Here is a 22011-nt window from a genome sequence, read left to right on the forward strand (position 1 = left end):
TTCCCATCGATCAACCAGGAAGATTCGGCGACGATCTCTACGGGTGGCGCTGACGGCGCTCGTCACCGCGGCGCTGATCAGTGGCCTCACCGCATCGGCCGGCGCCACCGCCCCCGCCGGCAAGGGCGGCCACCGCACCTTCGACCTGGCGGTCGTCTCCGGCCGCGCAGACATGATCAGTGGTGATGACGCGCTGGTCCGCATCGGCGTACCGCAGAACGTCGCACCGCACCAGGTGAAGGTCCGCCTCGACGGCCGTGACGTGACCGGGCGGTTCCGGCCGGCCGATGACAAGCGGACGCTGCTCGGCCTGGTGGACAGGCTCGCGTTGGGCAAGAACCGGCTGGAGGTCCGCGCCAACGGGTTCGGCAAGGGCCGGCCCAGCGCCGCGCTGACGTTGGTCAACCACCCCGCCGCCGGCCCGGTCTTCTCCGGACCGCACATCCCGCTCTTCTGCACGGCCTCGGGCAGTCCGTGGCACCTCGGCCCGGTCGACGAGAACTGTCACGTGGCCCAGCCGCAGGTGACCTACCAGTACCGCACCACCGCCGGCAGCTTCGCCAGCCTGCCCGACGGTCCGCTGCCCACGGACGTGGCCACCACTACCACCACGGCCGGCAGGACCGTCCCGTACGTCGTGCGGATCGAGCGCGGCACCATCAACCGGGCGGTGTACGAGATCGCGGTGCTGCACCGGCCGGGGGACGCCGCCCCCAGTCCCTGGACGACGAACCGCGGCTGGAACGACCGGCTGGTGTACACCTTCGGCGGCGCCTGCGGCATCGGCTACACCCAGGCCAACAGCACCGGCGGGGTCCTCGACCACACGCTGCTGAGCCGCGGCTACGCGGTCGCCAGCGCGACCTTCAACGTCTACGCCCACAACTGCAACGACGTCACGTCCGCCGAGACGGCCATGATGGTCAAGGAGCACGTCATCGAGACGCTCGGCGTACCGGCCTTCACCATGGGTTGGGGCGGTTCGGCCGGCACCATGCAGCAGTTGCTGATCTCCAACGCCTACCCCGGCATCCTGGACGGCGTCGTCGGGCACATCGGCTACCCCGACGAGCGCAGCACGACGCTCACCGGGCACGAGTGCCGGTTCATCTCCCAGGCGGCCACCGCCGCCGGCCTGTCGAGCACCGAGCAGACCGCCGTGGGCGGCTTCGGCAGTCCCAACACCTGCGTCGGCTATCAGTTCTTCGACAGCGTCGACTGGCCCACCGCCTGCCCGAACCACGTTCCGGCCGCCCTGCGCTACCACCCGGTGACCAACCCCGACGGCATCCGCTGCGCGATGGCGGACTTCATCTCGAACGTGTACGGCGTCGACCCGGCCACCGGCGCCGGCCGACCGATCATCCCGGACACCGTCGGCGTGCAGTACGGCCTGCAGACACTCCAGCAGGGAATCATCAGCCCGGAGCAGTTCGTCCGGCTCAACGAGGGCATCGGCGGCCTGGACGTCGAGGGCAACCGGACGCCACAGCGCACCTCGGCGAACGTCGAGGCGATCAAGGTGGCGTACGCGACCGGCCGCGTCAACCAGTTCGACGGCGGGCTGCGGTGGACCCCGATCATCGAGACGCGCGGCTACACCGACCCCACCGGCGACTTCCACGACCGGTTCCGCTCCTGGACGATGCGAGAGCGCCTGTTGAGGGCCAACGGCAACGCCGACAACCACGCCAGCATCACCAGCCCGGCCGGCGCCGCCGCCACGGCGAGCCAGGAACAGGCACTGGCGGACATGGACGCCTGGCTGACCGCTCGCACCAGGCTCGCGGCGACCCGTCCGCACCTGGACCCCGTCGCGCTCACCCGGCTGTCCCGACCACGCGGCGTGCTCGACAGCTGTGTCACGCCCGACGGGGAGCGGATCGTGGAGAGGTTGACGCTCGATCCGGCGGCCCGGTGCAACCAACTGTTCCCGTACCACCGCAATCCACGGGTGGTCGCGGGCGGACCAACGACCTCCGTCGTGCTCAAGTGCCAGCTACAGCCCCTCAAGCAGTCGCGGTACGGGGTGAGCTTCACCGCCGGTCAGTGGCAGCGCCTGCGGGCGGTCTTCCCCGACGGCGTCTGTGACTGGTCGAAGCCCGGCGTCGGTCAGGTGCCACTCGCCCGCACCTGGATCCGTTTCTAGCCCAGGTGTCGGGCGGACCGGGCAGTGCCACGGGAGCGCTGCCCGGTCCGGCTGTCCGACACCGCCCAGTCGGGGAACGCGAGCAGGCGCAGCAGGTCGGCCAGCCGCTCGTGCTCCTCGGGCGTCACCGTGGCCAGCAGGCCCAGCTCCACTGCGCGGGCGGACTCCTGTGCGCGAGCGAAGAGCGCCCGACCCGCGTCGGTCGCGACGAGGACGTTGGCCCGGCGGTCCGCGGGGTCGGTGCGGCGCTCGATCAGCTGACGCTTCTCGAGCCCGTCCACGAGGGCGACGATCTGACTCGGATCGAGACGGAGGAACTCGGCGAGCTCGCGCTGGGTGGGGCGGGCTCCGTCGGCGGCGAGCGCGAGCACGGAGTAGGACCGTGCCTTGAGCCCATGCTCCGCGAGGGCGGCGTTCGCCGCCGCGAGCATGAGCGCGTTGGCCCGGGCGAGCAGGAAGACCAGGTCCCCACCGAGGACACTGTCTCGCAGAGCATCCTGCCCGGGCAGCCGGGTCTTCTCGCTAGGGGGCATGGCGACGATGGTAGCAAGCTTCACAAATAATTGACTTTTTCAACGGTACGTGCTCAGATCGGGTCGACACGAAGGAGTTTCCATGTCTCTGGACGGCAAGGTCGCCATCGTCACCGGATCGGGACGAGGTCTCGGGCTCGCGTACGCGCAGGAGCTCGCCCGGCAGGGCGCGTCGGTGGTGGTGAACGACGTCGACGCACAGACCGCGGCCGACGCCGTCGCGTCGATCCAGGCGCTCGGCGGCCGGGCCGCCTCGGTGGTCGCCCCGGTCGGCCCGACCGAGACCGCCAAGCAGCTGGTCGCCACGGCGGTCGAGACCTTCGGGCGACTCGACATCCTGGTCACCAACGCCGGCGTCCTGCGCGACACCGTGTTGTGGAAGATGAGCGACGAGGACTTCGACACCGTCATCAACGTGCACCTGCGCGGCACCTTCACCACCGTGCGCGAGGCGGTGCTGCAGATGCGGGCCGCCGGCGAGGGCGGGCGCGTCATCTGCATCGGCTCCCCCACCGGCCAGCGCGGCAACTTCGGCCAGACCAACTACGCGGCCGCCAAGGCGGGCATCGTCGGCATGACCCGAACGTGGGCGCTGGAACTCAAGCGCGCCGGCATCACCGCCAACACCGTCGTGCCGGTGGCCGCGACCGCGATGACGGCCACGGTCCCCTACTTCGCCGCCGCCGTCCAGGCAGAGACGAACGGCGAGCCGATGCCGGCGTTCTTCCGGCACGATCTCGGGTTCGGCACCGCAGACGACGTCGCCGGGCTCATCGCGTTCCTCGGCTCCGACGCCGCCGCTGGCGTCACCGGCCAGGTGATCGGAGTGGGCGGCGACCGCCTCCAGATCTGGACCCACCCGGAGGCGGCACTGACCGCCTACCGCGAGGGCGGCTGGACCTACGACGCCCTGGTCGATGCCTGGCCGGCGGAGTTCGCCGGGACGATGCAGAGCGTCGGTGAGCGGTTCCCGGAGCTCCCCGAGGAGTTCAAGCCCGCAGCCTCCTGACCCGCCGGACGAAGGTTCCCGACCATGTACCAGCCCGCCATCGACCTCAACAGCGTCACGGCGATCGACATGCACGTACACATCGAGGTCGACGACCACGGCCACAACTCGCTACCCGACGACCTCGTGGCGGCGGTGTCGAAGTACTTCAGGACGGACGGGCCGCGCCCGGCGATCGAGGCGGTGGCGCAGTACTACCGGGAGCGCCGGATGGCCGCCGTCGTCTTCACCGTTGACGCCCGCACGCAACTGGCACACCAGCCGCTGTCGAGCGTCGAGATCGCCCGCGCCGCCGCCGACCACGCCGACGTCCTGATCCCCTTCGGCTCGGTCGACCCGCGTACCGGCGAGGCGGCGCTCGAACTCGCCACCCGGCTCGTCGAGGACGAGGGGGTGCGCGGCTTCAAGTTCCACCCCACGGTGCAGGGTTTCGATCCGAGCGACGAGCAGTACGCGCCACTGTGGGGTCTGATCGAGAAGGCCGGCGTACCCGCGCTGTTCCACACCGGACAGACCGGCATCGGTGCGGGGATGCCGGGTGGTTACGGCTTCCGGCTCGGGCTGTCGAATCCGATGCTGCTCGATCCCATCGCGGCGGACTTCCCGCAGTTGCAGATCATCATGGCTCACCCGTCGGTGCCCTGGCAGGACGAGGCGTTGTCGGTGGCGACGCACAAGCACAACACCTGGATCGACCTGTCCGGCTGGAGCCCGAAGTACTTCCCGGCGGAGCTGGTGCGCTACGCGAACTCGATGCTGAAGCGTCGGGTGCTCTTCGGCACCGACTTCCCGCTGCTCACCCCCGACCGCTGGCTGCGCGACGTGGCAGCCACCGAACTCAAGGCCGAGGTGCTGCCCGGCATCCTGAAGGACAATGCCGTCCGGCTACTTCGGCTGGCGGACACACCCTGAGAACAACGGGAGGAAGCCCATGACGACGACCATCGCCTACGACCAGCTCGCCGACCTCGCCGGTACGGACCTCGGACACACCGAGTACCGCACGGTCACCCAGGACCAGGTGAACCTCTTCGCCGACGCCACCGACGACCACCAGTGGATCCATGTCGACCCGGCGCGGGCGAAGGACGGACCGTTCGGCGCGCCGATCGCGCACGGCTTCCTCACCCTCTCGCTCGCCGTGCCGTTCTGGACGGAGCTGCTCGAGGTCAAGGGCGTCTCGACGAAGGTCAACTACGGCCTCGACAAGGTGCGCTTCCCCGCCCCCGTCAAGGTCGGGTCGCGAGTGCGCATGCAGGCCGTCGTCGCCGAGGTCGCCGAGGTCCGGGGTGGCTACCAGATCACGGTCGACCAGACGATCGAGATCGAGGGCGGGGCCAAGCCGGCCGTCGTCGCGCGCGGGCTGTACCGCTTCTACGCCTGAGTACGCCGCAGGACACCGCACCGCACCGCCGCCACCACCGGGAGACTGATGATGCACAGGTTCGGAATCGGCGCCTGGCTGAGCAGGCGTCGACTCAAGTCACCCGACAAGACCGCGCTGATCTTCGGCGACCAGTCGGCCATCACGTACGGGCAGTTGGCGGACGACGCGGACCGCATCTCGGTGCTACTCGGGCAGCACGGCATCGGCAAGGGCGACGCCGTGGCCTATCTGGGCGAGAACAGCCCCGAGTTCCTTCAGGTGATGTTCGGGGTCGCGCAGCTCGGTGCGGTCTTCGTGCCCGTCAACACCCGACTCGCGCCGCCCGAGATCGCCCACGTCCTGGCCGACTGCGGGGCACGCGTACTGATCCACGACGCCGAGTTCACGCAGCGGGTGACCGCCGCCCTACCGGGCACCCGGACCTCGCACGTCATCGTCACCGGGGAGGGCGTCCCGGGGGCCCCGGGACTCACCCGACTGCGCCGGACGGCGACCGCGCAGCCGCCGATCGTGGACGTCACCCACCAGGACCCCGCGGCGATCATCTACACCTCGGGCACGACGGGCCGGGCCAAGGGCGCCGTGTTGACCCACGGCAACCTCACCTGGGTCGCCCTCAACTGCGTCGTCGACTACGACGTCGTCTCGACCGACGTCGCGCTCATGATCTCGCCGCTGTTCCACGTCGCCTCGCTGGGCATGGGGGCGCTACCGGTCATCCTCAAGGGCGCCACGATCGTCCTGGAGAAGGGCTTCGAGCCCGGACGCGCGCTCGAACAGATCCAACGGCACGGTGTCACGATGCTCAGTGGTGTGCCGACGACGTACCAGTTGATGGCCGACCATCCCGACTGGGCCTCGACCGACCTCTCCACGCTGGCCAAGCTCACCTGCGGAGGTTCGGCCGTACCGCTGCGCATCCTCAACGCGTACGAGGAGCGGGGCCTGTCGTTCTCCCAGGGCTACGGCATGACGGAGGCCTCGCCCGGCGTCACCGCGCTGGCGCCCGCGATGACCCGCGCGAAGCAGGGCAGCGTGGGTCTCCCGCACTTCTTCGCCGACGTGCGGATCGCCGACGAAAACGGCGTGCCGGTGCCCGCCGGCACCATCGGCGAGATCGAGATAGCCGGGCCGAACGTCTTCCCGGGTTACCACGGGCTGCCCGAGGAGACGGCCGCCGCGTTCACCGCGGACGGCTGGTTCCGCTCGGGCGACCTCGGCTACCTGGACGACGAGGGCTACCTCTACATCTCGGGCCGGATCAAGGACATGATCATATCGGGCGGCGAGAACATCTACCCGCCCGAACTCGAGCACCTGATCGGCGAGATCGACGGCGTGAGCGGGGCAGCGGTCATCGGCGTACCGGACGCCCGCTGGGGAGAGGTGCCGTGGGCGATCGTCACCGTGCGGGAGGGGGCAGCCGTGGACACCGAAACGGTACGGGAGTACCTCGACGGCCGGATCGCCCGCTACAAGCTGCCGAAGAACGTCATCATCGTGGACGAGTTGCCACGGACTGCGTCGGGGAAGGTGCGGAAGGCAGACCTTCGAGCCCGGTTCGGCGCCTAGCCACGCCACGGTCGGTGACCAGCGCGGCGAACTCCGCGGCGGAGTCCTCGGCCAGTCTCTCGTGCATCCGTCGGTAGACCTCCGTGGACCGTGCGGCCGGCCACCGCGTGCCCATGAACTCCGGAGGCAGCCGTGGATCGGCGCGCAGCAGCGCGAGCCAGTCCGCCACGAGCATCGTCCGGACGGTCAGCGCGCTCGGTGCCAGCGCCACCGCTGCCGGGTCGTCCCAGGTCTCGATGAAGGCGAGGTGTTCACGCCGGATCGCCTCGATGTCCCAGGCGGCCCGGACGCTATCGCCGATCGGAAACCCGGCCAGCTCGCGGGCGTGGAAGGCAACCACGGCGTTGGGCGGAAAATCCTGCCGCAGCGGCTCCAGCGAACCGGCCAGGTCGACCTCGCCGGGCGCGAGCCACAGGCCGTCGCGTAGCGGCACGAAGCCCTCCCAGGTGAGGGTCGAGCGCAGCCGGTGGCGCAGGGTCCGCTGCCCCTCGGGGATCGAGAACGTGACGAGTGTCCACCCCGTGCCCTGCGGGTCGAAGGGGCGCGGACCGCGAACGCGGTCCGTCGCTTCGCGTAACACCGCCGTCCCGTGCCCGGTCAGCGAGAACAGGATCTCCCGGCCGCTCTTGCTACGCGCGAGGATGCCGCTCTGCACGAGCCGGTCGAGGGTCGCGCGGGTCGCCGGGGCCGCGACCCCGGCACCTTCGAGCACGCCGATCAGGGCGCTCGCCCGGATCGGTCCGGTGGCGGCGTCGGCAACGTGCTCACCGAAGAAGGCGAGCAACAGTTGCTTCGGCTGACGACTGCGCACAGTTCTCCCTCTCGGCGGTCCGACCGTCGACTCGATCACCGCGCCAACGGCGGGGCGACACCCTGCCCGCGCTTGGCGCGCTGGATCTGGTCGTAGACGTGGGTGCGCAGTGCCGTGAAGCGGGGCAGGGCCCGAGTGGTGATCTGGTCACGCTCGGGCGGGAGGTCGATCGCAAGGTCCTCCTGCACCCAGGTAGGCGACTTGGACAATACCAGGACACGCTGCCCCAAATACACCGACTCGTCGATGTCGTGGGTGACGAAGACGATGGACATGCCACGGGTCGCGTGCAGCTCACGCACCAGGTCCTCAAGGTCCGCGCGAGTCTGGGCGTCCACCGCGGCGAAGGGCTCATCCATGATCATGAGTTCGGGTTGGTAGGCGATGGCTCGCGCGATCGCCACCCGCTGCTGCATGCCACCGGAGAGCTGCCACGGGTGGCTGCGCATCGCGTGTGCCAGCCCCACCGCCTCCAGCGCGTCGGTGACGAGCTTCTCGCGCTCGGCACGGGAGAGCTTCTTGTGGCGCAGCGGCAGCTCGACGTTTCCCCGAACCGTCAGCCACGGGTAGAGGCTGCGGCCGTACTCCTGGAAGACCACGGCCATCGCGGGGCTCGGCCCGGTCACCGGCGATCCGTCCATCTCGACCAGACCACCGGTGGGCCGCAGCAGGCCGGCGAGGCATTTCAGCAGCGTGGTCTTGCCGCATCCGGAAGGTCCGACGATGCAGACCAACTCGCCGGCATTCATCGTGAAGCTGACGTCGCCGATCGCCTCGACGTCACCGGTCGTGGATTCGTAGACCTTCCGCAGGCTCTCCACCCGCAGCAGAGTGCTCCGATCAGGCACGGGAAACCTCCCTGATTCCGTGGTACCAGCGCAGGACGCGCCGCTCGACGACGCCGAAGGCTACGGCGAGAAAGACACCGACAAGACCGAGGAGGAGGATCCCGCTCCACATCTCGGCGATGAGGTAGTTCCGTTGGAAGTAGGCGATCCGGTAGCCGAGCCCGGAGGACGAGGCGAACATCTCGGAGATGACCATCAGGATGAGTGCGACCGAGAGCCCCTGCCGGACGCCGGCCATGATGCGCGGGCTGGCCGCCGGCAGCACCAGGAACCGCAGCCGCTCCCACCAGGTGACCTGGAACGAGTCCGCGGTCTCGGTCATGACACTGTCGGTCGCTCGGACGCCGTCGATGGTGTTCAGCAGGATCGGCCAGATCGCGCCGGAGACGATGACGACGACCTTCATCGTGTCGGTGATGCCCAGCAGCAGCATCACCACGGGGATCAGCACCGGCGGCGGGATGGCCCGGAAGAACTCCAGCAATGGTTCGAGGAGTTCGCGCAGCCAGCGGACCAGGCCGATGAGGGTGCCGACCGCGACACCGACGACGATCGACGCGAGGATGCCGAAGCCGAGGCGATACAGGCTCGGCAGCACGTCCTCCACGAAGGCCGGGCCGACCCAGGTGTCCACGAAGGCTTCGAAGATGGTGAGCGGGCCGGGGAAGAAGCGGTTGGTCGACGTCGAGGTCGCCACCCCCCAGATCACCAGAAGCAGGAACGGCAGTCCGAGCGCGTGCAGGAAACTGGCGCCGACGCGGAACCCGATTCCGCGCCCCCGCGCGGTCGAGGCGACGCTGCCGGTGTGCGCGGTCACAGGACCTCCTCCCCTCGTACGGACTGGTGCCAGGACAGCGAGCGCCGCTCGATGAAGCGGAAGACGAGGTTGACCAGGAGCCCGAGCAGCCCGGTGACCACGACGAAGGCGTACAGGCCGACAGAGTCGCCGGCGGAGCGGGAAAGCTCGATCATTCGCCCGAGACCGGGGTTGCCGATCACCATCTCCGCGGTGATGGCGAGGATGAGAGCGACCGACGCGGCGAGTCGAAGACCCGTCATCAGGTACGGCAAAGTGGTGGGCAGCACCAGGTGCGACAGCCGCTCCCGGCGCGTCAGGCCGAAGCTGCGGGCGGTGTCGCGGGCCACCGCGTCGACGTCGGCGACGCCGTAGATCACCTGCACGAAGACCTGCCAGAACGACGCGTAGATGATGATGACGAGCGCGGCCTGACGCTGGATGCCGAACATCAGCACGGCGAGTGGAATGAGGGCGACCGACGGAATCGGTCGCAGGAACTCGACCGTCGTGTGGGTCGCGCGACGCAGGAAGGGCACCAGGCCGACGATCGTGCCCAGGACGATCGCGGCGAACGTAGCCACCGCCAGGCCGATCGCCCAGGACGTCATGGTGGCTCCCAGCCTGCGCCAGAAGGCCAGGTCGCGGAGCTCCTCGGAGAGCCGCGCGATCACGTCCGTCACGTACGGCAGGTACTGCGAGTTGATCAGGCCCAGCGTCGGGATCAGCTGCCAGATGGCGAGGAATCCAGCAAGACCGACGACGCCCAGCAAGGCCTTGCGCAACGCGCGCAGGCGCCGGGTGGAGGGGACGCGCATATCACTCCCGTGGTCGAGCGGCAGCGCCCTCCCCGGCACGAGACACCGGGGAGGGCGTGCGATTGCCGGTTACTTCTGCTGGAGGAGGCGGTCGAAGTTGGGCTGCTGGTCGAGCACCTTGTACTTCTGCGCCAGCTCGGCGAGCGTCTGCAGGCTCGTCCGGTCGAGTTCCCAACCGAAGGCCGGCAGCTTCACCGAGTCCGCGACCGGCTCCGGAAGCTCCAGGTTGTCCTTGATGGCCTGCCGGACGGCCGCCTCGTTGGCGGAGTCCTGCGCCCACTCAAGGGTCTCCTTCATGGCCGCCGTGAAGTCCTCGATCAGCTTGGCGTCGGAGTCCACCTTCTCCTTGGTGGTGATCGTGGTGAGGGTGGCCAGCCCGGGGACGACCGCCTGGTACGGCGCGACGATGAAGGTGTCGCCGCGACCGCGCAGCTGGGTGACGAAGGGCTCCGGCACCCAGGCGGCGTCGATGTTGTCGGCCTCGAGCTGGGCCGGGACGTCGGGGAAGGCGACCTCGACGAACTTGATCGTGGACGGGTCGCCGCCGTCCTTCTCCACCGCTGCCATGATCGTCACGTCGCCGGCCGCGCCCAGGCTGTTGACCGACACTCGCTTGCCCGCGAGCTCCGCCGGCCGGGTGATGCCGGACTTCGCCGAGGCCACGACGGCGTTGATGTCGTCACCTTCGGCGTACGACGACGCGTAGTTGCCGATCACCACGACGCCAAGATCCTGCAGGTCGGCCCGGAACGGACCGAACGGCTGGCCGATGGCGAAGTCGATGTCGCCGTTGATCAGCGCGGGGATGGCCTGAGCACCACCCTGGGCGGGGAGCACCTCGACCGCGAGGCCGTGCTTGGCGAAGAGGCCCGCCTTGATGCCGCCCCACAGCGCGGCGGTCTCGGTGATGGGCAGCGCCGCGACCCGGACCTGACGCAGATCGCCGTCGGTCTGGTCGGACGGGGAGCTATCTGAATCTGTACATCCAGTGAGGGCGATCGCGGTTATGGCGACCAACCCGAGGGCGATGACCTTCTTCATTGACGAGGCCCTTTCCTGGGCGGTTGGGTGGGGGTGCGTCAACACCGGCGGCTGCCTCGGAGCTGGGGTGTACCTCGGTGTGATGCAGGGCACGCCGCCGTGTTGGCCATGGTTAGCCACAGGCCATCGAATGTCAAGAAATTCTGACGCCCGTCATGAATAAATTGAACATTGACCTGGGCGGCGGGTGACTAGCCCAGCACCCGGGCCAGCTCGGTACGCGAGCGGATGCCGAGCCGGTGGAAGATGTTGCGCAGGTGATGGTCGACGGTCCGGGTGGACAGGAACATCGCGGTGGCGATCTCCCGGTTGGTGGCGCCGGAGGCGACCAGGTAGGCGATGTGCAACTGCTGCCCGGTGAGCAGGCGCGCCGCCGGTCGGTCCGGTGCGCCGACCGACTCCCCCGCCGCGCGCAGCTCGGTGGTGGCCTGCTCCGCCCACAGCTGCGCACCGAGCAGCGTGAACGTCTGCCGGGCGCGGTGCAGGTAGTCGCGCGCGTCGCGGGGACGACGACTGCGGCGCAGTTCCCGACCGAAGAGCAGTTCGGTGCGGGCGCGTTCGAAGGTGGCGCCGGCGGGGTGCAGTCGCAGCGCCGCGCGGAACTGCTTGTCGGCCTCGGCGCTGCCGCGCGGCGCCAACAGCGCGTGGCAGCGGGCCGACAGTGCCCGGCGCGACGGGCTGGCCGTACTGCCGACCCAGCGGTCGAAGACGGCGAGTGCGGCGCGGGCCTGCGCTGGCCGACCGTCATGTGTGGCGGCCTCCACCAGGTGGGGGGTGGCCATCACCTGGACGAGGACCTGCCCGCGCCCGGTGCCGGCGCGGGCCAGCGCGGCGAGCCGGTCGGCGGCGTCGGCGTAGCGGGCGTCGACCAGGTCGAGTACCGCCAGGGCCCACTGGGCGAGGGCGTACGGGCGGCTGTCGGGGGTGACCGCCTCGCCCATCTCGGCGACGTACCGAAGGCTGGTGTCCCGCTCGGCCCGCACGGCAGCCAACACCGCGAGCAGGCCCAGGTGCACGGCGGCACAGGTGTGCTGGCCGCCGGCCCGCGCCACCCGCAACCCTTCCTGGCAGCTCTGGATCGCGGTGGCGTGCCGCCCCAGCCAGTACTCGGTCATCGCGCGCAGTTCGAGCGTCCGGGGCAGCAGCGACAGCTCGCCGCGGTCGCGCGCCAGCTCGACGGCGCGGTCGGCAAGCCGGTGTGCCGGGGCGTCCACGGCCACCAGCAGGCCGGCCACGGCCGCGCCGCTCAGCGCGGTCGGGGTGAGCGCGGCGCCGGTCAGGCGGCCACCGAGGACGACGGCCCGGCGCAGCAGCGGACCAGCCCCGGTGTGCTCCCCCCGCAGGGTGGCGGCGACCCCGCCGACCAGCGTGCTCATCAGCTGCGCCTGCGGTGGATCTCCGTCGCGGCGCAGGGCGGCCATCCGACGCGCCACCTCGGCGTAGCGGTACTGCTCACCGGAGAAGCAGACCGCCTCGCCGGCCCGCACCAGCGCGACCATCGCCGAGCCGCGGTCGGTCTCGGCCAACGCGGTGGCGGCGGCCAGCAGAGTCGGCAACGCGGCCGGCGGGGCGCCACAGCGCAGTCGCATCTCACCACGCAGCAGGTCGGCGTGGCCGACGACGCTGGTCACGGCCGGTTGGGCGGAGGGCGGCGGGGCGCCAGTGCTCGGCTCGACCGGCGCGGGCGCCACGGCGTGCAGCAGCGCGCGGGCCCGGTCGGGGTCTCCGGCGAACCACGCGTAGCGGGCGGCGGTGACCCGCCTGGTCACGGCAAGTGACGGATCATCGCTGAGATCGGCGGCCCGGGTCAGCGCAGTGGCGGCGGTTGCCCAGTCGTCCACACCGTCGGCCGTCGCCGCCTCCAGCTCGGTCGCCAGGAGCGGGTCCGGGCCGTCCGCGGCGGCGGCCCGGTGCAGGGCCCGGGGCAGCCGCTGGCCGGCGGCGTCGAGCACGTCGGCGAGCAGCAGGTGGACGGCGCGCAGCTCGGTGCGGGACGCGGCGGCCCCGACCATGTCGCGGACGAGCGGTCGACCGAAGACCACCCCGCCCTGTGCGTCGACCCGGACCACACCGGCGGCCTCGGCCGGGGCCAGCGCCTCGACGCTGCTACCGGCGGAGCGGATCGCCCGGACCAGGGTGTCGGCGTCAAGATCGGCGGCGAGCGCGGCCAGCAGCAGTGCCCGGCGGGCGTCGTCCGGCAGCCGGCCCAGCAGCGACCGGTACGCGCGGGCCAGGGCACCGTCGGGAGGCGGCGCGCCGGGCAACGGTTCCTGCCCCTGCCACTGGGCGGGGGTCAACGCGTCGGCGAGGTCGGCCAGGGCCTGCGGGTTGCCGGCGGCGATCGCGGTCAGTGCCGCGAGCACCGGTGCGGGCGGCTGCGGTCCGGGCCGCCGGTCGGCCAGCAGGCTGCGGCTGTCGCGATCTTCGAGCGGGAGCAACCGGTGGGTGCGGATCCCGGCCACGCCGGTGTCGCTGCCGGCGCTGAGCAGGATCGTGACCGGCAGGTGGTGCAGGCGCCGGGCCACGAAGGCCAGGGTGCGCGCGGTCGGTGGATCGCCGAGGTCGAGATCGTCCACGGTGCACAGCAGCGGACGGTTTCGGGCGACGGCGGTGAGCAGTCCCAGGACCGCCGTCGACAGGGCGAGCCGGTCCTCCTCGGGACACCCCTCCCCGGCCAGGGCGCACCGCAGCACCTGCCGCTGCCGCCCGGGTAGCGCCGCGGCGCGGTCGAGCACGGGATCGAGCAGCCGTTGCAGGCCCGCGAAGGGCAACGTGGCCTCGTCGGGCAGGCCGGTCGCGGCAAGCAGCGCGCGACCGCCGGCATGGCGCTGGGCGTACGCCAGCAGGGCGCTACGGCCGGCGCCGGGCTCCCCGTGCAACAGCAGCGCTCCCCCGGCCGGCCGGTCGAGCAGTTCCCGGATCTCGCGGCACTCGTGCTCCCGCCCCCGCAGCACGGTTATCTGCACTCTCGATGCATAAACCATGCATCGAGTCTCGCCCATGGAAGACCGCTTGAGAAGAGCTGAGCTGGAAAGAGGCGACCATCGCTGTCACCACCGTCAGCCACTCCACCGGACACGCCGCCCGGCGGGAGCCGGTCAGCGGTCGGCGGGCTCCGCGAGTAGGGCACCGACCGTCCGGGCCATCACCGCGCGGGCGGCGTCCACGCCCAGCCCGAGGCCGTCGCGCAGGGTCGACCAGGTCGGCCAGGTGCTCGCCGCCACCACCGCGTTGACCACCTGCTCCCGGCCCGGGTCGGCTCGATCCAGCTCGGTGGCGAAGAGCTTCTCGACCTCGTCGCGTACCCGGGCGATGTGCTTGAGCCGGTTCCGGCGCAGTTGGGCGGAGAACGGCTCGCGCATCTGCGCGGCGCGCGCCGACGGCGCGATCAGTTGCAGCAGCTTCGCCCGCTGCCGGCAGTACGCGTCGACCCGCTTGGCCAGCGGCAACGTGGGCGAGATCGGCCGCCAGGCGGCATCCTGCTGGCGGAGTAGCTCCGCGCCGCTCGCCTCGAACAGGGTCTCCATGTCCTTGAAGTTGGTCCAGAGCGTACGCAGGGAGATGCCGGCCCGCTCGGCGATCCGCTCGCCGGTGGGGCGCAGGTCGCCCTCGGAGATGAGCGCGAGGTGCGCCTCGACGATCGCCGCCCGGGTGCGTTCGGCCCGAGCGGTCCGCCCGTCGACCCGGCCCGCCGGCTCGCCCCGCCCCGGCGCTTCGGCCCGGTCCGGCGCCTCGGCCCTGCCCATCCGCGCCCGTCCTCTCCCCGTCCGGTCTTCTGTTCGTGCGAGCCGAGTCTAGACGCGCGCCGGCGAGGGCGTTTCGACCCGATACCGGCGTAGTTCCCGGCGGGCCAGCGACTGCCGGTGCACCTCGTCGGGACCGTCGGCGATCCGGACCGCCCGGGCTCGGCTCCAGAGCCGGGCGAGCGGGGTGTCCTGGCTGACCCCGGCCGCACCGTGGGCCTGAACGGCCCGGTCGATGATCCATTCGACCGTCTCCGGCACTGCGATCTTGATGGCCTGGATCTCCGTGTGGGCATGCCGGTTGCCGACGGTGTCCATCAACCACGCGGTCTTGAGCACCAGTAGGCGGGCCTGCTCCAGCCGCACCCGGGCCTGCGCGATCCAGTCCCGCACCACGCCCTGCTCGGCCAGTGGACCGCCGAAGGCGTGCCGCTCGCCGACCCGCCGGCACATCAGCTCGAGTGCCCGCTCCGCCATGCCCAGCAGCCGCATGCAGTGGTGCACCCGGCCCGGTCCCAGGCGGGCCTGGGAGATGGCGAAGCCGGAACCCTCCGTGCCGACCAGGTTCTCCACGGGCACCCGGACATCGACGAAGTCGATCTCCGCGTGGCCGCCGTGGTCGCTGTCGTCGTACCCGAAGCTCGTCATGCCGCGCCGGACGGTGACCCCCGGCGTGTCCCGTGGCACGAGCACCTGGCTGTGCTGCTGATGCCGGGGCGCGGACGGGTCCGTCCGTCCCATCACGATGAAGATCGCGCAGCGAGGGTCCATCGCGCCGGTGACGAACCACTTGCGGCCGTTGATCACGTAGTCGTCGCCGACCCGTTCGACGCGGGTGGCGATGTTGGTGGCGTCGGAGGAGGCGACCGCCGGCTCGGTCATCGCGAACGCGGACCGGATGCGGGCCTCGAGTAGCGGCTCCAGCCAGCGCTCCCGCTGGACGGCCGAGCCGAACTGCGCGAGCAGTTCCATGTTGCCGGTGTCGGGAGCGGCGCAGTTGAGCGCCACCGGGGCCAGCCACGGGCAGTGCCCGGTGATCTCGGCCAGCGGCGCGTACTGCAGGTTGGTCAGGCCGGCGCCGTGCTCACCGGGCAGGAACAGGTTCCACAGCCCACGCCGGCGTGCCTCGGACTGGAGCTCGGCGACGACCGGCGGCACCGTCCACGGCTCGTCGGGTTCGCGGGCCTGGGCGGAGAAGACCGGCTCGGCCGGGTACACGCATTCGGCCATGAAGCCACGCAGGCGCTCCCGCAGCCGCTCGGTCGTCTCGTCGTAGCGGAAGTCCATCTCATTGCCTCCGAATCGTGGCCAGGCCCTCGGCGACCAGCCCGGGCGCGGTCCGGTCCAGGTACGCCGCCAGCCGGCCCAGGTCGAGTCCGGGCAGCGCCGCCGCTCCGCTCGCCGCGTCAGGCGGAGCCACGGCGCCGGACCGGTCAGCCACGGGGACGCTCCGCGTCCTGCTGGAGGCGGTTCATCCCGCGCAGCCAACGGTCCGGGTCGGCGGCCCGATTGGCGTACCAGGTGGCGACCTCGGGATGCGGCAGCACCAGGAACCGGTCGTCGGCCAACGCCTCGACCACACATTCGGCCACCCGCTCGGCGGTCAGGGCGGTGGAGTCCAGCAGCGCGCTGCTCATCGCGTCGGCCCCGGCAAGCATCGGGGTACGCACACCCTGCGGGCAGAGGGCCTGGACGGTGACGCCCCGGTGCGCGTACGTGGCGCGCAGCCATTCGGCGAAGCCGAGCGTGGCGTGTTTGGTCACCGCGTACGGCGCCTTGCCGAGCAGCGTGAGCAGGCCGGCGGCGGAGGCGGTGACCAGCAGCCGGCCCCGCCCGGCGGCGAGCCAGTGCGGGAGCAGCTCGCGGGCGGCGTACACGTGGGACATCACGTTGACCCGCCAGGCCGCCTCCCATGCCTCGTCGACCGCGTCGATGCCGCCGCCGGGCGCCACTCCGGCGTTGGCGCAGTACAGATCGACGCCGCCGAACCGCCGGCGGGCGAAGCCGACGAGCGCCGCCACGCCGGACGGGTCGGCGGCGTCGCCGGGGCAGGCGTGGCCACCGACGCGCGCCGCCACGGCCCGGGCCGCGCCGGCGTCCAGGTCGTTGACCACCACCCGGGCGCCGGCGGCGGCGAACCGGGAGGCGAGCGCCGCCCCGATGCCGGAGCCCGCACCGGTCACCACGACGGTCGCGCCGGGCAGCGCGAACGCGGTCATCCGGCACCCCGGGCCGCGAGTACCCCTGAAGGCGCGCCGACGATCCGCGTGTTCGGCGGGGGCATGTTTCTCCGTCCACTGGTTCGGGCGTGGTCCGCACCGGGACGCGGTGCGGACCACGGGAACGAGAGGGTCAGGCGGTCGGTACGCCGTTGGCCGGTGGCGTCACCGCCGGGGCGGCGTACTCGTTGACCGGCCCGTCGGACTCGTCGGTCTCGTACGTCGGGCCGAAGTAGCTCTGCTTTCCTCCGCTGACCCGGCTCAGCCGGCCGCCGCCGTACCCCGAGTGGTCGGTGCCGGAGAAGCGCAGCGGAGCGACTCCCGGCCCCTGGTAGCCGCCCTTGGCGACGGCTTCCACCAGTGACTCGCGGGTCAGGTCCTGGCCGGCGGCCTGTAGCACCTGCACGAAGAGGTAACCGACGGCCATGCCGTAGACCGTGTTGCCGTCGAACTCCGCGCCGCCGTTGTGCTCGGCGTTCACCTTGGTGAACAGCTGGATCCACGGGTCGGCGGTGTCACCCTGCATCGGCAGGTAGTTGACGCCGACCAGCCCCTCCAGCAGGCCGGCGGCGTCGCCGAGCTGCCGGGACAACGTCGGGTGGTCGGCGCCCACGTTCGACACCAGCCACTGTGGGCTGAATCCCAGCCGGGCGGCGGTGCCGATGGAAAGTGCGGTGAAGCCGGGCACGGTGGCGAGGATGACGACCTCGCAGCCGGCCGACTTGAACGCGCCGATCTGGGGAGCCACGTTGGTGTTGCTGGTGACGTACGTCTGGCGCGCCGCGACGCCGTCAGCGCCGAGCACCTTCTCCACCCCGACCAGGGCGTCCCGGCCGAAGTCGTCGTCCTGCCCCAGGAAGCACACCTTCTTGCCGGGCAGCTCGGTCTTCACGTGGTTGGCCAGGATCTTGCCCTCGACGGTGTAGTCGGGGTTGAAGCCGAAGGTGCCCGGATAGCGGTCGGGCTGGTCCCAGCTGCGACTGCCGGAGGCGACGAAGAGGTCGGGCACCCGGTTGGTGTGCAGGAAGTCCAGCACACCGGTGTGGGTGGGCGTGCCGAGCCCGTTGAGGATGGCGAAGACCTTGTCCTGCAGGACCAGTTGGCGGACGACCTGCTGGGTGGTGGCGGGGTTGTACCCGTCGTCCATGATCTTGTAGGTGATCTTCCGACCGTGCACGCCGCCATTGGCGTTGACGTAGTCGAAGTACGCCTTCGTCGCCGGGGCGATCTTCGAGTAGCCGGCGGAGGCCGGACCGGTCAGCGGCATGTGGGTGCCGACGACGATCTCCGTGTCGGTGACGCCGGGCACCGGCTGACCGGCACCGGGACCATCGTCGGAGCCGCAGGCGGCGGAGGTGAGCAGGAGAGTGAGGGTACTGGCGATGGCGAGACCGCGCCGTGCCGTGGATCGCATGGGACACCGACCTTTCATCGGTCCGGTTACGCGAATTGGGGTGAGGGGATGGTGGGTGGGACGGACTACGAACGGTGGTGGCGCCACCGGACCCGCAGCGTCCCGGTGAGGCGGGACAGCAGACCCTGCACGCCACCGGGCGCGGCGATCATGACGACGATCAACGTGACACCGAAGATCGCCAATGGCAGGTTGCCCTCCAGCCGCTGTGCCGCCGCCGGCGAGAGGGTGAACAGGCTGGTCAGGGAGTGCGTCAGGTCGGGCAGGGCGACCAACAGGAAGGCGCCCCACACCGCGCCGGCGAGCCGACCGAGACCACCGATGACCACCGCCATCAGCAGGAACAGCGACAGCGTCAGACCGAACGCGCCGGGCGAGACGCTCTGCGCGAGCACCGCCAGCAGCGCGCCGCCGAGGCCGGCGCTGGCCGCGCTGACCACGAACGCGATGACCTGGGTGCGGGCGACGTGGATCCCGGCCAGGCGGGCGGCGACCTCGTCGTCGCGTACCGCCCGGAAGGCCCGGCCGTACCGGCTGCGAACCAGGTTGGCCAGCAGCACCAGGCAGAGCAGCGTCGCCACGGCGGCTGTCCAGAGCTGCCACCGCTCGTACGGGAAGTAGGGGCCCAACGCCCGGGGAGCGGGCGCCATCGGTACCGAAAGGCCCTGCTCGCCGTTGAAGACGCCGTTGAAGGTGACGGTCAGCGCCGGCACCACCACCGCCACCGCCAGGGTGAGCCCGGCCAGGTACGGGCCGCGCAGCCGGGCGGCGGCCACCCCGACGACCGCGCCGACGACGACGGTGGCCAGCACCGCCACGGCCAGCGACAGGATCAGCAACCCGCCGGCGGTGAGGCCCCGCTCGGCGAAGGCGTTCTGCACCAACGCGAGGGTGTACGCGCCGGTCGCCATCAGCGCGCCGTGCCCCAGCGAGAGCTGCCCGCAGAGTCCGGTGAGGACGGTCAGCCCGGCGGTGGCGCAGAGGTACGCCGCCACGGTGGCCAGTTGGAAGTTGCGGAACGAGTCGAGCTGGTAGCTGAGCACGAGCACCACCAGCGCGGCGCCGGTGGCGAACGCGAGGTGGCGCAGCACGGTCGGCACGCTCCGGCCGGGGCGGACGGGCTCGGCGGCGTGGCGGGCGGGCGGTGCGACCGCCCGGGTGGCGCTCACACCCGCCTCGCCGTGACCGGGGCGAACAGCCCACCGGGACGCAGCAGCAGCACCGTCAGCAGCAGCGCGAGCACCGCGAGGGGTATCAGGTCGCCGCCGGCGTAGCCGCTGACGTAGGAGAGCAGCAGGCCGACGCCGAGCCCACCGACGACGGCGCCGGGCGGGCTGTCCAGCCCGCCGACCACCGCGGCGGTGAACGCGGAGACGAAGACCAGATCCATCGCGTGCGGGTGCAGTCCCAGTTCGGTGGGGATGACCAGCATCCCGGCCAGGGCACCGACACCGGAGGCGAGCGCCCAGCCGAGGGTGAGCATGCCGCCCACGTTGACCCCGAGCAGGCGGGAGACCTCGGGTGCGAACGCCGCCGCGCGCATCCGCAGCCCGATCGCGGTCCGGGTGAAGATCCAGACCAGTGCCGCGCCGACCACGCCGACGGTGCCGAAGACGAACAGGTCGTACGGGGACAGCACGGCGGTGCCGCCGACCGTCAACGCGGTGCGGCTGAACGGTGCCCGCGCCGGCAGGTACTCGTTGCCGTAGACCATGCCCAGGACCGCCTGGATCAGCAGGACCAGCCCGAGCGCGACGATCACGGGGTTGAGCGGTGACCGGTGGTCCACCAGCCGCATCACCGCGACGTCGACCACCACGCCGAGCAGCAGGCCGGCGACCAGCGCCGCGGCGAAGCCCAGCCAGTACGAGCCGGTCGCGGCGGTGACGCTGTACGCGACGTACGCGGCGGCGACCGCCATCGCCCCCTGCGCGAAGTTGACGATCCGACCGGCCCGCCAGATGAGCACCAGCGCGAGCGCGAACGCGGCCAGGACCGCGCCTCTCGACAGGCCGTCGAGAGTGAGGAAGAGAAAGCGGTCCAACGATCCTCCTTCCCTTCAGAATCCGAGGTAGGCGTGGCGTAGGTCGGTGTCGTCGCGCAGCTGGGCGGCCGGTGCGGCGAGCACCACCCGGCCGAGCGACATGACGATGCCCTGGTCGGCGACGGCGAGCGCGCTGCGCACGTTCTGCTCGACCAGCAGCACGGTCAGCCCGGTGTCGTCGCGCAGTTGCCGCAGCAGGGCCATGGTCTGGGCCACCACCTTGGGCGCCAGGCCGAGCGACGGCTCGTCGAGCAGCAGCAGTCGGGGCCGGCCGACCAGCGCCCGGCCGAGGGCCAGCATCTGTCGCTCGCCACCGGAGAGCTGGTGGCCGAGGTGGCGCCGACGCCGGGCCAGCGGCTCGAACAGCTGGTATGCCTCGTCGAGGGCGCGTGCGGCGGCTGCCCGGTCACGCCGCCACAGCGCGCCGAGGCGCAGGTTCTCCTCGACGGTGAGTTCGCCGATGACGCCACGTCCTTCCGGCACGTGTGCCACGCCGCGCCGGACGAGCTGCTCGACCGGGGTGCCGCGCAGGTCCTTCCCGTCGAGCAGGATCCGGCCGGCGGTCGGACGCAGCATGCCGGAGAGGGTGCGCAGCAGGGTGGTCTTGCCGGCGCCGTTGGCGCCGATGACGGCGGTGATGGTGCCGAGCGGCACGCTGAGGTCCACGCCGTGCAGCACCGGCACCGGACCGTAGCCGGCGGCGAGAGCGTCGGCGCGCAGCAGATCATTGCTCATGTCGGCGCTCCGCTTCGCTGCGCTCCGCTTCCACGGTCGCGCCGAGGTAGGCGTCCACCACGGCCGGGTCCTCGCGGACCGCCTCGGGGGGCCCGGCGGCGACGACCCGTCCGAAGTCGAGGACCACGATCCGGTCGCAGACCGCCATGACCAGGTCCATGTGGTGTTCCACCAGCAGCACGGCGCAGGGGTCGGCGGCCCGGTGCGGCAGGCCCCGGATCAGGTCGGCCAACGCGTCGACGTCCTCGGCGCCGAGGCCGCCGGCCGGCTCGTCGAGCAGCAGCAGCCGGGGGCGGGCGGCCAGCGCCCGGGCCAGACCGACCCGCTGGCGTACCGCGAACGGCAGGGTGTCCGGCGCGGCACCGGCGTGGGTCGCGATGCCCAGCTCGTCCAGGACGGTCAGCGCGTGCTCGCGCAACCGGCGCTCGTCGCGGTCGCTGCGGGGCAGGCCGAGCAGGGCCGGCAGCAGGCCGGCACGCGCGGTGTGCGTTGCGCCGGCCATCACGTTCTCCAGCACGGTGAGCCCGGCGAACAGGCCGGTGCCCTGCAACGTCCGGGCGATGCCCAGCCGGGTGAGCCGGTGCGGTCGTGGGCGCAGCGGCCGGCCGTCGAGGCTCAGTGAGCCGGTCTGCGGGGTGACGAAGCCGCAGACGACGTTGAACAGGGTGGTCTTGCCGGCACCGTTGGGGCCGATCACGCCCACCACCTCGCCCGGGCAGACCCGCAGCGAGACGTCCTCGAGTGCGGTGAGGCCGCCGAAGCGGACACCGATGTGGTGCAGGGCGAGACCGTCCTCCATCAGCCCTCCCTCACCCACGATCCGAAGTTATTACACTGGGAGTGTACATTTCTGAATTGTTTCGTCAAGGCCTTCGATGCCACTCGTTCCCTG

21 protein-coding genes are annotated in these 22011 nt (G+C 71.4%); 5 read left to right on the plus strand and 16 right to left on the minus strand.

All coding sequences use genetic code 11. From position 1 onward, the window contains the following. Positions 1–43: 43 nt before the first annotated feature. Complete coding sequence (locus BMY89_RS06080) at positions 44–2149, plus strand: DUF6351 family protein (RefSeq protein WP_092376244.1); 2106 nt, start codon at positions 44–46, stop codon at positions 2147–2149. On the opposite strand, the gene BMY89_RS06085 is transcribed toward BMY89_RS06080, so the two are convergent. Further along, positions 2146–2682, minus strand: a complete 537-nt coding sequence (locus BMY89_RS06085; RefSeq protein WP_092376247.1) for a MarR family winged helix-turn-helix transcriptional regulator — start codon at positions 2680–2682, stop codon at positions 2146–2148. The genes BMY89_RS06080 and BMY89_RS06085 overlap by 4 nt on opposite strands. An 82-nt stretch (positions 2683–2764) precedes the next feature. On the opposite strand from BMY89_RS06085, the gene BMY89_RS06090 reads away from it, so the two are divergent. From BMY89_RS06090 to BMY89_RS06105, 4 genes are read left to right on the plus strand one after another with little or no spacing between them, the layout of a single operon-like run. Then, a complete protein-coding gene (locus BMY89_RS06090) occupies positions 2765–3691 on the plus strand; it encodes an SDR family oxidoreductase (RefSeq protein ID WP_092376251.1) in 927 nt (308 codons plus the stop codon). Between the two features lie 24 nt (positions 3692–3715). Then, positions 3716–4603, plus strand: a complete 888-nt coding sequence (locus tag BMY89_RS06095) for an amidohydrolase family protein (RefSeq protein WP_092376254.1) — start codon at positions 3716–3718, stop codon at positions 4601–4603. A 19-nt stretch (positions 4604–4622) separates the two neighbouring features. Then, positions 4623–5075, plus strand: a complete 453-nt coding sequence (locus BMY89_RS06100) for a MaoC family dehydratase (RefSeq protein ID WP_092376257.1) — start codon at positions 4623–4625, stop codon at positions 5073–5075. 48 nt (positions 5076–5123) lie between these two features. Next, positions 5124–6650 (plus strand): acyl-CoA synthetase, encoded by a 1527-nt coding sequence (locus tag BMY89_RS06105; protein ID WP_198413965.1) that lies wholly within the window; start codon positions 5124–5126, stop codon positions 6648–6650. Here the strand turns inward: BMY89_RS06105 and BMY89_RS06110 are convergent. The 15 genes from BMY89_RS06110 to BMY89_RS06175 all read right to left on the minus strand — a co-directional run bounded on the left by BMY89_RS06110 (position 6574) and on the right by BMY89_RS06175 (position 21918). Then, a complete protein-coding gene (locus BMY89_RS06110; RefSeq protein WP_092376263.1) occupies positions 6574–7461 on the minus strand; it encodes a PaaX family transcriptional regulator in 888 nt (295 codons plus the stop codon). The genes BMY89_RS06105 and BMY89_RS06110 overlap by 77 nt on opposite strands. A gap of 35 nt (positions 7462–7496) precedes the next feature. Continuing rightward, positions 7497–8309: an ABC transporter ATP-binding protein gene (locus tag BMY89_RS06115; RefSeq protein WP_092376267.1), complete on the minus strand. Its 813-nt coding sequence runs from the start codon at positions 8307–8309 to the stop codon at positions 7497–7499. Further along, positions 8302–9126: an ABC transporter permease gene (locus BMY89_RS06120; RefSeq protein WP_092376270.1), complete on the minus strand. Its 825-nt coding sequence runs from the start codon at positions 9124–9126 to the stop codon at positions 8302–8304. Before BMY89_RS06120 ends, BMY89_RS06115 begins: the two co-directional genes overlap by 8 nt. Continuing rightward, positions 9123–9923: an ABC transporter permease gene (locus BMY89_RS06125; protein WP_175510311.1), complete on the minus strand. Its 801-nt coding sequence runs from the start codon at positions 9921–9923 to the stop codon at positions 9123–9125. The genes BMY89_RS06120 and BMY89_RS06125 overlap by 4 nt, the downstream gene beginning before the upstream one ends. Positions 9924–9992: 69 nt before the next feature. Further along, entirely contained in the window at positions 9993–10964 is a 972-nt protein-coding gene (locus tag BMY89_RS06130; protein WP_092376274.1) for an ABC transporter substrate-binding protein, read from the minus strand. Positions 10965–11155: 191 nt separating this feature from the next. Further along, a complete protein-coding gene (locus BMY89_RS06135; protein WP_092376277.1) occupies positions 11156–13948 on the minus strand; it encodes a helix-turn-helix transcriptional regulator in 2793 nt (930 codons plus the stop codon). A 114-nt stretch (positions 13949–14062) separates the two neighbouring features. Then, the gene (locus BMY89_RS06140) at positions 14063–14710 is read right to left on the minus strand and encodes a TetR/AcrR family transcriptional regulator (RefSeq protein ID WP_092376281.1); all 648 of its coding nucleotides are present in this window, start codon (positions 14708–14710) and stop codon (positions 14063–14065) included. A gap of 48 nt (positions 14711–14758) precedes the next feature. After that, positions 14759–15994 carry an acyl-CoA dehydrogenase family protein gene (locus tag BMY89_RS06145; protein ID WP_092376284.1) on the minus strand — a complete coding sequence of 412 codons (1236 nt, stop codon included), beginning with the start codon at positions 15992–15994 and terminating at the stop codon, positions 14759–14761. Between the two features lies 1 nt (position 15995). After that, complete coding sequence (locus tag BMY89_RS30265; RefSeq protein ID WP_170147665.1) at positions 15996–16148, minus strand: hypothetical protein; 153 nt, start codon at positions 16146–16148, stop codon at positions 15996–15998. Continuing rightward, positions 16141–16926, minus strand: a complete 786-nt coding sequence (locus BMY89_RS06150; RefSeq protein WP_092376288.1) for an SDR family NAD(P)-dependent oxidoreductase — start codon at positions 16924–16926, stop codon at positions 16141–16143. Before BMY89_RS06150 ends, BMY89_RS30265 begins: the two co-directional genes overlap by 8 nt. 133 nt (positions 16927–17059) lie before the next feature. Next, positions 17060–18340, minus strand: a complete 1281-nt coding sequence (locus tag BMY89_RS06155) for an ABC transporter substrate-binding protein (protein WP_092376291.1) — start codon at positions 18338–18340, stop codon at positions 17060–17062. 65 nt (positions 18341–18405) lie between these two features. Further along, positions 18406–19509 carry a branched-chain amino acid ABC transporter permease gene (locus BMY89_RS06160; RefSeq protein ID WP_092376294.1) on the minus strand — a complete coding sequence of 368 codons (1104 nt, stop codon included), beginning with the start codon at positions 19507–19509 and terminating at the stop codon, positions 18406–18408. Then, positions 19506–20384: a branched-chain amino acid ABC transporter permease gene (locus BMY89_RS06165; RefSeq protein WP_092376297.1), complete on the minus strand. Its 879-nt coding sequence runs from the start codon at positions 20382–20384 to the stop codon at positions 19506–19508. Before BMY89_RS06165 ends, BMY89_RS06160 begins: the two co-directional genes overlap by 4 nt. Positions 20385–20399: 15 nt before the next feature. Further along, complete coding sequence (locus BMY89_RS06170) at positions 20400–21119, minus strand: ABC transporter ATP-binding protein (protein WP_092376301.1); 720 nt, start codon at positions 21117–21119, stop codon at positions 20400–20402. Beyond that, positions 21109–21918 (minus strand): ABC transporter ATP-binding protein, encoded by an 810-nt coding sequence (locus tag BMY89_RS06175; RefSeq protein ID WP_092376304.1) that lies wholly within the window; start codon positions 21916–21918, stop codon positions 21109–21111. The genes BMY89_RS06170 and BMY89_RS06175 overlap by 11 nt, the downstream gene beginning before the upstream one ends. Between the last annotated feature and the right edge of the window lie 93 nt (positions 21919–22011).

The sequence above is a fragment of the Micromonospora phaseoli genome, from assembly GCF_900109115.1.
Lineage (GTDB): Bacteria > Actinomycetota > Actinomycetes > Mycobacteriales > Micromonosporaceae > Micromonospora > Micromonospora phaseoli.